The 13,429-nt window shown below is 71.8% G+C and carries 10 protein-coding genes; 5 read left to right on the plus strand and 5 right to left on the minus strand.

Annotation, left to right across the window (positions count from 1 at the left end):
• Positions 1-227: 227 nt before the first annotated feature.
• Genes ACIA6T_RS19060 through ACIA6T_RS19080 form a run of 5 tightly spaced genes read left to right on the plus strand, consistent with a single transcriptional unit; the run spans position 228 to position 7,636 of the window.
• Positions 228-746, plus strand: coding sequence for a hypothetical protein (locus tag ACIA6T_RS19060; protein WP_399447638.1), 519 nt, complete (start codon positions 228-230; stop codon positions 744-746).
• On the plus strand, positions 746-2,140 hold the full coding sequence (locus ACIA6T_RS19065; protein ID WP_399447639.1) for a hypothetical protein: 1,395 nt from the start codon (positions 746-748) through the stop codon (positions 2,138-2,140). Before ACIA6T_RS19060 ends, ACIA6T_RS19065 begins: the two co-directional genes overlap by 1 nt.
• Positions 2,137-3,561, plus strand: a complete 1,425-nt coding sequence (locus ACIA6T_RS19070) for a VWA domain-containing protein (protein ID WP_399447640.1) — start codon at positions 2,137-2,139, stop codon at positions 3,559-3,561. The genes ACIA6T_RS19065 and ACIA6T_RS19070 overlap by 4 nt, the downstream gene beginning before the upstream one ends.
• A 53-nt stretch (positions 3,562-3,614) precedes the next feature.
• On the plus strand, positions 3,615-4,739 hold the full coding sequence (locus tag ACIA6T_RS19075) for an AAA family ATPase (RefSeq protein WP_399447641.1): 1,125 nt from the start codon (positions 3,615-3,617) through the stop codon (positions 4,737-4,739).
• Positions 4,736-7,636 (plus strand): hypothetical protein, encoded by a 2,901-nt coding sequence (locus ACIA6T_RS19080; protein WP_399447642.1) that lies wholly within the window; start codon positions 4,736-4,738, stop codon positions 7,634-7,636. The genes ACIA6T_RS19075 and ACIA6T_RS19080 overlap by 4 nt, the downstream gene beginning before the upstream one ends.
• A gap of 277 nt (positions 7,637-7,913) precedes the next feature.
• On the opposite strand, the gene ACIA6T_RS19085 is transcribed toward ACIA6T_RS19080, so the two are convergent.
• From ACIA6T_RS19085 to ACIA6T_RS19105, 5 genes are all read right to left on the minus strand, one after another.
• Positions 7,914-8,213, minus strand: coding sequence for a hypothetical protein (locus tag ACIA6T_RS19085; RefSeq protein ID WP_399447643.1), 300 nt, complete (start codon positions 8,211-8,213; stop codon positions 7,914-7,916).
• A gap of 35 nt (positions 8,214-8,248) precedes the next feature.
• Entirely contained in the window at positions 8,249-9,205 is a 957-nt protein-coding gene (locus tag ACIA6T_RS19090; protein ID WP_399447712.1) for a DUF6281 family protein, read from the minus strand.
• A gap of 275 nt (positions 9,206-9,480) precedes the next feature.
• Positions 9,481-10,752 carry an MFS transporter gene (locus ACIA6T_RS19095; RefSeq protein ID WP_399447644.1) on the minus strand — a complete coding sequence of 424 codons (1,272 nt, stop codon included), beginning with the start codon at positions 10,750-10,752 and terminating at the stop codon, positions 9,481-9,483.
• A gap of 458 nt (positions 10,753-11,210) precedes the next feature.
• Positions 11,211-12,800, minus strand: a complete 1,590-nt coding sequence (locus ACIA6T_RS19100; protein ID WP_399447645.1) for an MFS transporter — start codon at positions 12,798-12,800, stop codon at positions 11,211-11,213.
• A gap of 82 nt (positions 12,801-12,882) precedes the next feature.
• Complete coding sequence (locus tag ACIA6T_RS19105; RefSeq protein WP_399447646.1) at positions 12,883-13,353, minus strand: MarR family winged helix-turn-helix transcriptional regulator; 471 nt, start codon at positions 13,351-13,353, stop codon at positions 12,883-12,885.
• Positions 13,354-13,429 lie beyond the last annotated feature (76 nt).

A 13,429-nucleotide genomic window follows, 5' to 3' on the forward strand; every position in this document is an offset into this window, starting at 1 on the left:
ATCGGACGTCTCCTTCGGGCAAGGAGCGGGAACGTCCCTCGGGCGTCCGCACCTCTCCCTGTGGACAGCATGCCGCACCGGGGCCCCGCACGGCACGTGTTCCCCGGCGGAGTCACCGGGTCCGCACCGGCGTTCCCTGATGTCCCTCGCGTCGAGGGCGTTGTCAGTGGCTGCCGATAGCTTGATCTCGTTGCGCCGTTCTGGCGTTGACGTCCCCTTTCGCATGCATGGGAGATGGTGCGTTGTCGGTCCGGGAGAAGTCGAGTACGGCGCGGGTGGTGCCGCCCGCGCGGCCGCGGAAGCTCGCGAAGGTGCCGTTCGTGGAGCTGGCCGACGGCCGGTTGCAGGGGGTGGTGTCCAGCGGGTCGGACATCGGGCGGGTGTACGTGTCGTCCGTCGAGGCGGCGACGTACGCGTTCGCGTGCAGCACCAACAACAACCGGCCCTGCGGCGGGGCGCGGGGGTGGTTCTGCAATCACATACGGGCGCTCGTCTTCGAGGCCGTACTGCAGTACGGCCTCGAGCGGGTGACCCGGTACTTGAAGGTCGAGGTCGGCGGAGAGGCGTCCGACGGGGACGACGTCACCGACGCGATGACCGCCACGCGGCCCGTGAACGCCGACAGTTCGGCGGCGGCGCAGGTGTTCAGCCGGTTCCTGCGGCACCTGGCCTATCTCGAATTCGAGCCGACCACCGCTCCGTTGCCCGAGATGCAGTGGTTCCCGACGACGAGGGCGGTGGCGTGATGCGTGCCGATCTGCTGAACGACACCGTCGACGGGCTCGACGAGGCCCTCGCGGCCGTGGACGGGTTCGACGAGGTTCTCGTCGCCGGTCTGCTGCGTCCGGGTCCCGCTCAGGCCGTGGGGCTGGCCGCTCTCGCCGAGGCCGTCGCCGGGTCACCGCTGGCCGGGCGGGTCGCCGAAGCGGCCGAGAAGACGGCCGCCGGGGCCGCCGGCGAGGACCACTTCGTCGCACTCGCCGCCGCGCGCGCCGCGCTGCTCGGCTCCGTGCACGACGCGCTCGTCGCGCGGGTCGAGGAGGCCGTCGGGCGGGCGCGGGACGGGGAGAGCGGCACGGCCGCGGCCGGTGGGGAGGAGCACGCGGTCAACCTGTGTGCCGCCGCCCGGAGCTGGCTGTGCGATCTCGCGCGGGCAGGCTGGCGCGGTATCGACCAGGAGACGATCGCCGGTGCCGCGCCCGTCGTGTCCGCCATGCTGCCCGACCCGGCACTGCGCCGCCTGGCCACGCTGCTCGACGGCTTCGCCGCCGAACTCGCCGCGTCCTGCCCCGGCGCGACGCTGGAGCACGTTCCCGTACGACGGTGGGCCGACCTGTGGTCACGCGCCATGCTGCTGACCCTGCCCGGCGCGGCGTCCGCCCCCGCGGTCGGCGGGGCGACCGGTCGTCTGCTGCCGCTCGGTGTCGACGTGCAGGAGCACGCCACCGCCGTACAGGCGCAGGTGCACGCGGTGTTCGAGCCGGCGGACGGCGGCACGCCGCGGCTGGTGCGGGCCTCGGTGTCCGCGCCGAAGCCCGACACCGTCGTCGGGGCGGGGCTGTGGCAGCTGCTCCGGCCGCACCTGTCCCTGCTGGCCGCCGTGAGCGAGGGGCGTGCCATGGAGCTCGACGCGATGCCCGTCACCGGTGAGGGCGATCTGATCTGGGACGACGCACGGGCCCGTACGGGCGAGCCCGCCGAGGTCTTCGCCACCGCGCGGGTGGCGCTGCCCGCCGCCGCGGCCTTCGCGACCGCTCCGCTCGACCGGCATCCGGCCCGGATCGCCGTGCCCGTCCTGCTGGAGGGGTACGCCGTGGAGGAGGACGGGGACGGGGTGGCGTTCCAGGTCGCCGGGCAGCGGCTCGCCGTCGACACCGACCGGGTTCCGGCCGCCGGTCCGCTCACCCCCGAGGTCGTCGCCTCGTCCGGTGCGTGTGTCGGGCTGCTGCGGTGGGACGCCGGGGAGTTCCTGCTCCAGCCGCTCGCCGTGGAGAGGACGGTGCGGAAGAAGAGCGTCGCCGTGCACGCCGGGGCCTGGGCCGGGGGTACGACCGACAAGGCCGGTGTGCGTGCCGAGAAGGCCGCCACCGATGCCGTGAAGGTACTGCGCGAGCGCGCCGGAAAGCTGCTGCGGAAATGAGCGAGCAGACCGTTGGAGGCGCCCCGGCGCCCGATCCGGACGAGAACCGGCGGCAGGTGCTGTACTGGCGTCTGCTGGCCCGCCTCTTCGATCCCGAGGAGCAGGCGTCCCTGGAGTCGGCGAGCCTGGCCGTGGTCGAGGACGTCGGCCTGCCGTCCGCGCTGCTGGACCCACAGGCGTCCGTCGACTCCGTGGTGCAGCGGCACCCGGAGCTGGCCGCCGAGTTCGACGGGCTGATGACGCCCGAGCCGGACGAGGACGGCGCGCGTGACCGGGCCGCCGAGGTGCGGCGCGCGGCACTCGCGTCGAAGGTGCTGCTGAATGTCTTCGCCTCCGGCTCCGGCACCGTCACCGCCGAGCAGCTGGCGCGCTGGCAGTCCGACGCGGGCTGGCTGGAGCGGGCGCTGGGCTGCGGGCCCGGCGAGCTGCGCGGCGGACGCGGCGGTGTCGACCGCGCGGGAGGCGGGCAGGGCGTCAGCCCGACCGGCACCGGCTTCGGCGGCCCGACGCCCGACCTCAGCCGGCTCATCCCCGGGATCGGGCCGGAGCTGGGCTCCATCGAGGCCGGTCTCGTCAAGCGCATGCGGCTGCGGGAGGTGCTGGCCGACTCCGCGCTGGCCTCCCGGCTGACGCCGAGCATGTCCCTGATCGAGCAGTTGCTGCGCGACAAGGACAACCTCTCCGGTGTCGCCCTCGCCAACGCCAAGGCGCTGATCCGGCGTTACGTCGACGAGGTCACCGAGGTGCTGCGCACCCAGGTGGAGAAGGCCACGGTCGGTGAACTCGACCGGTCCGTCCCGCCCAAGCGTGTCTACCGCAACCTCGATCTCGACCGCACCATCTGGAAGAACCTCACCAACTGGGACCCGGAGGAGGAGCGGCTCTACGTCGACCGGCTCTACTACCGGCACACCAGCCGCAAGACGACGCCCCAGCGGCTGATCGTGGTCGTGGACCAGTCGGGTTCGATGGTCGACTCGATGGTCAACTGCACCATCCTGGCGTCCATCTTCGCCGGGCTGCCGAAGGTGGACGTCCACCTGATCGCGTACGACACACAGGCGCTGGACCTCACGCCCTGGGCGCACGACCCGTTCGAGACGCTGCTGCGGACCAAGCTCGGCGGCGGCACCGACGGCACCGTCGCCATGGCGCTCGCCCAGCCGAAGATCGCCGAGCCGCGCAACACCGTCGTGGTGTGGATCTCCGACTTCTACGAATGGCGCACCGACGAGCTGTTCGAGAGCATGGCCGCCGTTCACCGCTCGGGGGCGAAGTTCATCCCGGTGGGTTCGGTGACCAGCTCCGGGCGCGGCAGCGTCAACCCCTGGTTCCGGGAGAAGTTCAAGGACCTCGGTACGCCGGTGATCTCCGGCCACATCAAGAAGCTCGTGCACGAACTCAAGACGTTCCTCACCTGATCACCGGACGCACCCTCGCCGTGATCAACCCCGTACGGAAAGGCCTTCCCCTCATGTCCGACCTGCTGCGCGCCCCCGCCGAGATCAAGTACGCCGAGGAGCTCGACTGGCTGGAGTCGATCGACGACAACCCCAAGCCGTTCTCGTGGCGCCTGTCCCCGAAGATGGTCCGTCTGTTCATCCTCGGCTCCGAGCGTGCCGACGGCCTGGACCGGGAGGTGTCGCAGAAGTGGTTCGGCGACCGCAGCTTCGTGGAGCGGTCGATCGTCACGCTCGCCTCCGACCGCGGTCTGCTGCTCATCGGTGACCCCGGCACGGGCAAGAGCTGGCTGGCGGAGCTGCTGTCCGCGGCGATCAGCCGCAACTCCACGCTGGTGGTGCAGGGCACGGCCGGCACCACCGAGGACCACATCAAGTACTCGTGGAACGTGTCGATGGTCATCGCCAAGGGCCAGTCGCGGGAGTCGATGATCCCCTCGCCGATCATGACCGCGATGGAGGCGGGCGCCATCGGCCGTTTCGAGGAGCTGACCCGTTCCACGAGCGACGTCCAGGACGCGCTGATCTCGATCCTCTCCGAGAAGTACATCTCGGTTCCCGAGCTGGAGAGCGGCGGCGGTGACGACAACATCGTCTTCGCCAAGCCCGGCTTCTCGATCATCGCCACGGCCAACAGCCGCGACCGGGGCGTCAACGACCTGTCGTCCGCGCTGAAGCGGCGCTTCAACTTCGTCCGCATCCCGGTCGTGACGAACAGGAAGAGCGAGGCGGAGATCGTCCGCTTCCGCACCGAGGAGCTGCTGCGCCGGCACTCGATCGACCTGGACGTGCCGCCGACCCTGCTGGACGTGCTGCTGCAGAGCTTCGCCGACCTGCGGGCGTCCGCCGCCGCGGCCGGCAGCGACGACGAGAAGCTGGAGTCCGCGCTGTCGACGGCCGAGCAGATCGGTGTGCTGGAGGACGCCGTCCTGCACGGCAACTTCTTCGGCGAGCGCACCCTGACCGCCCGCGCCCTCGCCTCCTCGCTGGTCGGTTCGCTCACCCGGCGCGAGCCCGAGGACCTGGCCATCCTCAACAAGTACCTGCACGGTGTCGTCGAGCCGCGCAGCAAGGAAGAGGGCGGCTCCTGGCCCGAGTTCCTCGAGGGCGGCCGCGACGCGATCGCCACCCTGTCATGAGCGGGTCCCACGAGAGCACGTCGTTCGCCGCGCTGCGCGGACAACTGCAGGAAGCCGCAGCCGAGTTCGCGGGCGGCCCGGACGCCCTGGAGGGCATCCTCCTCGGCATGGTCGACGACGTCGACCGGGCGGTGCGCGAGCCGCTGGAGATCTTCCCCGTCTGTCACCACTCCCCCGCCTCGGCGCTCGCCATGGCCCGCCGGCTGCGCGAGAAGCAGCCCAAGGTGGTGTACCTGGAGCTGTGCGAGGACATGGCGCCGCTCCTGACCGAGCTGCGCAACTGCCGGCTGCCGGTGGCGGTGCAGGCGTTCGCCGGCGACGTCGACGGCTTCCCGGCCGACTGGGCCCCGCTGTCGGTGGTGGCACCGGTCACGGAGGCGTCCGCCGAGTACCAGGCGATCGCGTACGCCCTGGACACGCCGGGCGTCGAGCTGGTGCTCGTCGACCGCTCCTCGGACCACGTCTTCCAGTGGGACAGAAGGGGTGACGAGCAGGCCCAGGAGGAGACCGGGACACCGCAGGAGACGGAGGCCGCGCTGCACGGTGAGGCCGTCGGCGTCGAGATCGGCGACCTGCGGCCGCGCTTCGCCGAGCTGGAGGAGCACCTGCTGCGCCACGGCAGGGTGCGGCACTGGTCGGAGTGGTGGCACCAGTACGTCGAGGTCCCGCTCGGGGACAGCGACCACGACACCTACCGCCAGGTGATGTTCCTCATCGGCAGCCTGTTCCGGCGGCTCGCCCCCGGAGAGGGGTCCCGGCTCCGGGTGGACGAGGACCGCGAGCGGTACATGTGGACCCGGATGCGCGAGCACCTGGCGGCGAGCGGCACGGACCCGGAGGACTGCCTGTACGTGTGCGGGGCGTTCCACGCGGCCAGCCGCGTCGAGGAGTTCGGCGTGCACGGCAGCTCGGACACGTTCACCGTCTCCCCGCGTACCGCCACCACCTGGCAGTACGGGCTGATCCCGTCCAGCCACGCGGCGATCGAGGCGCAGTTCGGCCTCGCCGCGGGCTCGGTGTCGATCGCGGCGACGGAGTGGGCGAAGGGCCTGAAGCGGACCCGGGTGAAGCCGTACGTGCTGGAGGGCCAGGCCGGGAAGAGGAAGTCCGCGGCCGAGAAGGCGGCCGTCGTCCCCGCTCCACCGTCCGAGGCCGCCGCGGACAAGCTGTCGGGCTTCCTGCGCAGGCCGCCCGTGCTCGACGGGCTCGACGAGGCCGAGCTGCTCGGCTGGTCGGTGGAGATCGTGCGCGCGGCCCGGCGCAACGGCTATCTCGCCTCCACCGCCGACGCCATCGCCGTCTTCGAGACGTCGATCCTGCTCGCCGGCATGCGGGACCGGGCCAAGCCGACGCCGTACGACTTCCAGGACGCGGCGGTCACCTGCATCGAGAAGGACGGCGTCCCGGGGCGGCGGGACGTGCGGCGCCTCGTCGAGATCATGATGGGCGGCGACCGGATCGGCCAGGTCGGGTACGACTCGCTGCCGCCGCTCGCCCGTGACGTGTACGACCGGCTCGCACCGCTGGAGCTGAGGCTCGAGCAGCGCGGGGTGCGCCGGGCGCTGCTCGACATGGCCTCCCGGCCGGAACTGCGGGCGTGTTCCGACGTGCTGTGGATGCTGCGGCGCCTGCTGCCGCAGGGCGCGGCACGGCCGATCATGGGTGAGCGGCGGCTCGGTGAGCGGTCGATCCAGGAGTCGTGGGACCTGGCGCTCGGGACACACCAGCGGGCTCTGATCGAGCTGGGCTACGAGGGTGTCAGCCTGGAGCAGGTCCTTGAACAGCGGCTGCGGCGCGACGCGTACGGGCCGCGGGCGACCACGGCGACCGTGCTGGCGGCCGTCGAGGACACGCTCCTGTACCTGGGCGGCCGCCGGCTCGCCGACGAGCTCGGCACGCACGCGCTGAAGGTGCTCGCCGCCGAGCGCGGTGTCGACGGGGCGCCGGAGGTACTGCGCCGGGTGCGTGCGCTGCTGGCGTACTACCGCACCAGTGAGCCGGTGCTGCCGGCGTGGATCGAGTCGTTCGTCAAGACCGGCTACGCCCACTACTGCACGCTGCTGCCGACGGCGTTCCGGGACGAGGACGCGACGGTGGGGCAGGTCGCGGCGATGCTCGGCTTCCTGTTCTCCATGGAGAGCCTCGCGCTGTCGCTGGGCTGCGACCGGAACCAGCTGGAGCTCGCGGTCGCCCAGTCGCACCCCGACGACCCGTCGAAGACGGCGCTGCTGTGGGCGGCGCAGGTGCAGCTGGGCACCCTGTCCCGGGCCGAGCTGCGGGCGCGGTGCGACGAGCTGCTGGACAACCCGCTGGTGGTGCCCGCCTACCCGCGCTACCTCAGCGGTTTCGTGCACGCGCTGGAGCCCGTGCCGGGGCTGGCGGACGTGGTCGTGGAAGCGGTGTCGAACGCGTTCGGGCGGCTGCCGGACACGGTGCTGCTGCCGTGGCTGCCGCTGTTGATCACCACCCTGCGCTCCGGCGCGGCGGACCTCGCCCCGCTGATGGTCCGCGAGGCCGGGCGGATCTTCCCGGGCCGGCTGGCGGAACTGGACGCGTGGGTGCCGCCGTGGCGGATGCCGGAGACGGACCCGTTCGCCGCCAAGCCCGCGGCCACTGTCCGCCACGGCGCGGCACTGCTCACGGCACACCCGGCGACGTGCGACGCGGTCGCGGGGCTGCTGGGCTGCACGGAGGGGTGGGCGCCGTCCGGCGTCCCGGCCCCGGCGGGCGTGGGGCTGCTGGCCGAGCACCCGGCGACGTGCGACGCGGTCGCGGAACTGCTGGGCTGCGACGGTGCTTGGGCACGGACCGCCGGTCCGTCCCCGGCGGGCGCCGCGCTCACGACGCGCCATCCAGCCACATCGGAGGCCCTGGAGTCGCTGCTCGCGCGCGTATGACGGCGCAGGCCGGGTCCTGGGCCCCCACGGCGCAGGCCGGGTCCTGGACCCCGGGCTCGGCCTCACCTTCTCATCGGCTCCTCGCCGGCTCTCGTCGGTCAGGACGGTCGCCTCCGGTTCGGCGGCCGGCCCCTCAGCCGTGACAGGCCGGCAGAGGGGCCGGCCCTCCGGCACCCCCTGCCTGAGGATCGTCCCCCACTGTCGGCCGCCGTTCCCGTCCGTCCTTCGTCGGAGCCGGCGGAGGGGGACGGGAAGCGGTGGCCCCGCCGCACAGTTCTCACGTACCGCACATGAGTTCCGCGTTGACGGCGTCGACCCGTGCGTACAGGGGCCCTCCGGTGACGATGCCCTCCCCCATGCCCCGACGCCGCGGGTCCACGTCGATCACGGTGACGAGCGCGTTGCCCAGTCCGACCACCACCCACCAGCTCCGCTCGTCGGCCCACACCCGCCAGGTCGACTTCACCCATTTCCCGGTGTCCGTGCGTACCTCGGCCGAGACCAGCTCCCAACTTTCCGGTTCGAAGCGGGTCAACATGTCCAGGGGCGCACCCCGCTGCTCCAGTCGGTCGGTCACGTGTGTGCCGTGGGCTTTCAGCCGCACCGGTTCGCTCAGGATGTGCCGAACCCTTGTGAAGAGGGAGTCGGGGCCCGACTCGACGTGGAAGCGGGCTGTCTCGAAGCGGGGTGGCACAGTGAGCTCCTTGCAACGGACCGGAGGTTGTCGGCGGATACGTGATCAGCGGTGACGCCAGAGCCGGTGGAGCCGGAACACGATCCGTCGATCAACTCTTGCACCTCGGGGGGAATCTTCTTGTCGGAGCGGAGGGCCCTGAAGGCTTCCGCCTGTTCAGGAGATGGTCCGATCGCTATGGCCAGGTCCGGAGAGATGCCGCTCACCGCATAGGCGTTCTCCGAGGTCTCCGGCACTTCGGCGCCTTGGTCATTGGTGTCACGGCACGGCGGACTCGTGGCGGTACCGAGCTTCCGTCCGGCCTCGAACTCGACATTCGAGAGCCTTGTATACGTGCGACCTTCGTAGATGACGTCGCTCGCGCACACACTCTCGCTGTTCGCGTCGGCACCTTCGGACCCTTTTGATCCACACCCGACCGCGGTGAACGCCACGGCTGCCAATCCCGCCGCGATCGCACGTGGTCCGACCCAGCTCACGGAGTCCTCCTGATAGATGCCGCGAAGCCCCATGACGTCGCCCTCACCGAGTATCCTCTTCTTCACTTCGCAGCGGTTCGCCTCGGTGTACACGGTGAGATTCGAGTGCCCGGAACCCACGTGGCCCAGCCCGAAGATGTGACCGGCCTCGTGCGTGCCGGTGTTGAGTACATCGTGGTACAGGCCGTTGCAGGTGCTCGTCGGATTCTTCGTGAAGTCGAAGTCCGCGATGTCGAACCTCACGTCCGCTTCCCGGAGGTCGTTCTCGCCAACCGGGTCGGGCCATGTCCACGCGTATGTCGAGGCCGAGTACCCGGTCAGGGACCCGAGCCTCGCACGGTCCAGGCCCGCCCGCTCCCGGAACAGCTTCAACTGCCGCCCGAACACGCACGGCATGCCCGTCCCGACCTCGTACTCCTCCGGCTGCTGAACCGCGTCGTCGGCCTCGGCGGCCCGGCTGACGCCCTTGGGCCAGGGGTCTGCCTGCCGGGGCGCCGAACGCTTCGCGGACAACGTCCCACATACGGTGCGGCACGAGCAGGAACTTCTTGTCCTCCCTCCCCGGGGTCGTAACCCCGGGAAGGGAGAACCACGAAGCCCGGTACGACTTGGTGTTCCGGGGTGCGGGTCCGCCGCGGTGCTGCCGCGAGCGGGTTTCGGCGCCCCGTGGGTCACCCTGCCGCGGGTTCCGCCCCGACCGCCCGGGAGCGGCGGGTGACGGCGAGGAGGGCCAGGGCGACGGCCGCGGTCGCCAGGGCGAGCAGGCCCACGGCGGCGGCCAGCGTGCCGACGGCGGACTCGGCGGCGATCAGCGCCAGGGGGCAGAGGAACTCGCCGCCGAAGAAGGCCGCCATCCACAGTCCGGTCCCCCGGCCCCGGTCGGCGTAGTCGAGCCGGGACATCGCGGCGGTCAGCAGGGAGGGCAGCAGGATGCCGGTGCCCAGGCAGTTGAGGACGGCTCCGGTGATCAGGACGGTGGTGTTGCCGGCCAGGGACATCACCGCGAATCCGGCCGCGCACAGCGCGAGCACCGCGGGCAGTCGGCGGACCGGGTCGCCGGGCAGCCGGGTGAAGGCGATCGAGCCGGCTACGGTGGCGGCGCTGGCGACCGCGGTGGCCAGGCCGATGACGCCGGTGGAGCCCACGCCCAGGTCGTCCAGCAGGTAGGCCATCTCGACCGGGACGGTGTAGAAGACCAGGGCGCCGAACACGGTGAGGGCGCAGATCCCGGCCAGCGGCCGCACCGGGAAGGGGCGCCTGTCCTCCTCGGCGCGCGCGGTGGTGCTCGTGCCGCCGGTGCGGGGGGTGGGCAGGGCGGCGGCCATGGCGGGGGCGATCAGCAGACTGACGGCGTAGATCCAGAACGGGGCCCGCCAGCCGGCCGAACCCGCCGCTCCGCCGATCACGAAGAAGACGGTCGCGGAGGCGGCGGAGCACATGGTCTGCAGGGCGAGGTAGCGGTCGCGCAGGCGACCGCTGTAGTAGTCGCCGATCAGTGTGGTGCAGCAGATCATGATCGCTGCTTCGACGACGCCGACCAGGGCGCGGCTGGCGACGATGGCGGGCAGCGAGTCCAGCCACAGCGGGGCGGTGCCGAAGAGGGCGTACAGCACCGTGGCGACCAGCAGCAGGCGCTTGCGGCCGAGCCGGTCGACGATCACGCCCGCGAAGGGGGCGAGCAGGGCGAGCGAGAGGGCGGGAACGGTGAGTGCGACCGGTACCAGGGTCTCGGCTCCGGGCACCGTCGCGAAGTGGTCCTGCATCTTCGGCAGCACCGGGGCGATGAGGACGGCGCCCAGGATGGGCAGGCAGCTGCCGGCCATCAGGAGCGTGATCCGCAGCCGGTGCGCGGCTCCGGTGGCGGGCAGGCCGTCCGGGGCTTCGTCGTCGGGGGCGGCGGCCGTGAGGGCGACGGGGGGAGGCGGAGGGGCGGATCCGGTCATGCGGGTCACTCCACGTGGCGGTCACGGGTGACGAGCGCACACGTCCGCCGTGCGGAAGGGGGCCTCGTCGCGCCCGGAGGGGAACGGCCCGGGAAAGCCGGGCCTCAGGAACTGAGCACGACTATGAAGCAGGTCACCGGCGCTGCCCAGGGGCCCTGTGATCGGTATTCCGGATGGGGTTCATCCGCCCGGTGGATGACGGTTCGGCGCGACGCCCCGATCGGCCCGCCACGTGCCACCGCCCACCACGCGCCCTCACCCCCCACGCGCCCCCGCCCACCGTGGGACGGCCCGGCCGGTCGGACGGGCCGTCGTCTCCACGGGAGCCCTGCGGCCACCACGCGCCCTCACCCCCCACGCGCCCCCGCCCACCGTGGGACGGCCCGGCCGGTCGGACGGGCCGTCGTCTCCACGGGAGCCCTGCGGTCCGGCCGGGCACGTCACCCGTTCCCCGTCCCTCAGTGACGGGCGGGGGCCTGCGCGGTGCGCCGTACGCCGACGGCGGCGAGCACGGCACCCACCACGCACAGCACGCCGGTGACGAGCACGGCGCTGTGGACCCCGTTCATGAAGGCCTGGCCACTGCCCTCGACGACCGCGGCCCTCAGCCGGTCGGGCATGTCACCGGAGACCGGGGAGACGCCCATCGCCACCGCGTCCTTGGCCTCCGCCAGGCCCTGTGCCACGGGGGCGGGCACTCCGCCGGCGGTCAGTTCCCCGTGGAGCGTCGCGCCGACACGGCTGCTGATCAGTGAGACGAGGACGGAGGTGCCGAGCGCGCCGCCGATCTGCAGCGCGGTGGCCTGCAGGCCGCCGGCGACACCGGCGTCCTTGACGGGGGCGTTGCCGACGATGGCGTCGGAGGAGGCCGCCATCACCATGCCGACGCCCAGGCCGAGGGCGATGAACGGCGGCCACAGCACGCCGTAGGAGGAGTGCGCGTCCCAGGTGAGCATCCAGAAGGACGCGGCGGCCTGGAGGGCCATGCCCAGCGGCATCGACAGCCGCGCGCCGAAGCGCTCGGTGAGCGCGGCGCCGATCGGCGAGGCGACGACGGAGGCGAGACTGAGCGGCAGGGTGCGCACACCGGCCTCGACGGGGGTGAAGCCGCGGACGTTCTGCAGGTACAGCATGACGAAGAAGATCACGCCGAGCAGGACGAAGAAGTTGACGGCGGTGATGATCGTGCCGATCGTCAGCGCGGGGCTGCGGAACATGCGCATGGGGAGCAGCGGGTGCTCGACGCGCGTCTCGTACCGGCCGAAGGCCAGCAGGATCACGATGCCCGCGGCGATGGTGCCCAGGGTGCCGGCGGAGGTCCAGCCCCAGGTCTCGCCCTTGACCACGCCGAAGACGACCGCGAGCAGTCCGAGCGCCAGCAGGACGACACCGGGGATGTCGAAGCGGTGGTGGCCGGTGGAGTTCCTGCTCTGCGGCAGGACGAGCGCGCTGAACACGAGCGCGATGACGCCGATGGGGGCGTTGATGTAGAAGACCGACTCCCAGTTGACGTGTTCGACGAGCAGGCCGCCGACGATGGGGCCGAGCGCGGTCGACACGGACGACACCATCGCCCAGATGCCCACGGCCATGCCGAACTTCTTCGGCGGGAAGACCGCCCGCAGCATTCCCAGGGTGTTGGGCATGAGCAGGGCTCCGAAGAAGCCCTGCAGGGCGCGGAAGGCGATGACGCCCTCGATCGAGCCGGCCAGGCCGATCGCCACGGAGGCCGCCGTGAAGCCGGCGACGCCGATCAGGTAGTACGTCCGCCGGCCGAAGCGGTCGCCCAGCTTGCCGCCGAGGATCAACGCGGCGGCAAGGGCGAGGAGGTAGGAGTTGGTGACCCACTGCAGATCGGCGGTGGACGCGTCGAGGTCACGTCCGATCTCGGGGTTGGCGATGGACACGACGCTGCCGTCGAGCCCGACCATGAACAGGCCGAAGGCGACAGCGATCAGGGTCAGCCACGGATTGCTCCGGCGGCCGCGCCGGACTCCCTCAGGGGTGGCGGCGGACAGGGGTGAGTGATCCACGGCAGTGGAGGACATGAAGGTGATTCCCGGGTGCTAAGAGAACAGGGGGCGGCGCCCGCCGGGCCGGATCGGCCGGGCGGGTTCCGCGGTGTTGCCGTCAGTGGGCGGGGTGGAGACGCTGTGCGAGGTTGTTCAGAGCGGCGAGGGCCGATCCGATGGCGTCGAGATCTCCGTCGGTGAGGGTGTGCAGCGCCTCGATGACGTAACCGTGCCTGAGGTCGTCCACCCGGGTCAGGTCCTGCCGTGCGCGCGCCGTCAGGTGCAGGTGCGCCACTCGCTTGTCGCGGGTGTCCTGCCGGCGTTCCAGCAGTCCCTGACTGGTCATCTGGGAGACCAGGGCACTGACGTTGTTCGGCTTCATCAGCATCACGTCGGCGGCTTCGCGTACGGCGATGCCGTCCCGCTCCGCGACGAGCCGCAGCAGCGCCAGCTGCCCCTCGGGGGGCTTGGGGATCGCGACGTCCTGGGCGAGGCGCCGGTCCACCGCCCGGTTCAGCGTCGGCAGGATCGCCGTCAGCGCACGGGCTACGTGGCTGAGGTCCTGGTCGGACGCGTGGGAACCGGGCATCCCCTCACCTTAGTACGTCTTCATACCTATGACCAAATATCCTTCCGGTCCGCCCGAGCGGGACGGCGCCCCTCGC

This window comes from Streptomyces sp. NPDC051740, assembly GCF_044453165.1.
In the GTDB taxonomy this organism is placed as follows: Bacteria; Actinomycetota; Actinomycetes; order Streptomycetales; family Streptomycetaceae; genus Streptomyces; species Streptomyces atrovirens.

What these genes read in the sequence shown, in the direction of transcription:
- ACIA6T_RS19075 (WP_399447641.1), top strand. Translation starts at nt 3,615, where the DNA reads ATGTCCGACCTGCTGCGCGCCCCCGCCGAGATCAAGTACGCCGAGGAG.
- ACIA6T_RS19090 (WP_399447712.1), bottom strand. Translation starts at nt 9,205, where the DNA reads ATGCCGTGCGTGTTCGGGCGGCAGTTGAAGCTGTTCCGGGAGCGGGCG.
- ACIA6T_RS19065 (WP_399447639.1), top strand. Translation starts at nt 746, where the DNA reads ATGCGTGCCGATCTGCTGAACGACACCGTCGACGGGCTCGACGAGGCC.
- ACIA6T_RS19060 (WP_399447638.1), top strand. Translation starts at nt 228, where the DNA reads ATGGGAGATGGTGCGTTGTCGGTCCGGGAGAAGTCGAGTACGGCGCGG.
- ACIA6T_RS19105 (WP_399447646.1), bottom strand. Translation starts at nt 13,353, where the DNA reads ATGCCCGGTTCCCACGCGTCCGACCAGGACCTCAGCCACGTAGCCCGT.
- ACIA6T_RS19070 (WP_399447640.1), top strand. Translation starts at nt 2,137, where the DNA reads ATGAGCGAGCAGACCGTTGGAGGCGCCCCGGCGCCCGATCCGGACGAG.
- ACIA6T_RS19095 (WP_399447644.1), bottom strand. Translation starts at nt 10,752, where the DNA reads ATGACCGGATCCGCCCCTCCGCCTCCCCCCGTCGCCCTCACGGCCGCC.
- ACIA6T_RS19100 (WP_399447645.1), bottom strand. Translation starts at nt 12,800, where the DNA reads ATGTCCTCCACTGCCGTGGATCACTCACCCCTGTCCGCCGCCACCCCT.
- ACIA6T_RS19080 (WP_399447642.1), top strand. Translation starts at nt 4,736, where the DNA reads ATGAGCGGGTCCCACGAGAGCACGTCGTTCGCCGCGCTGCGCGGACAA.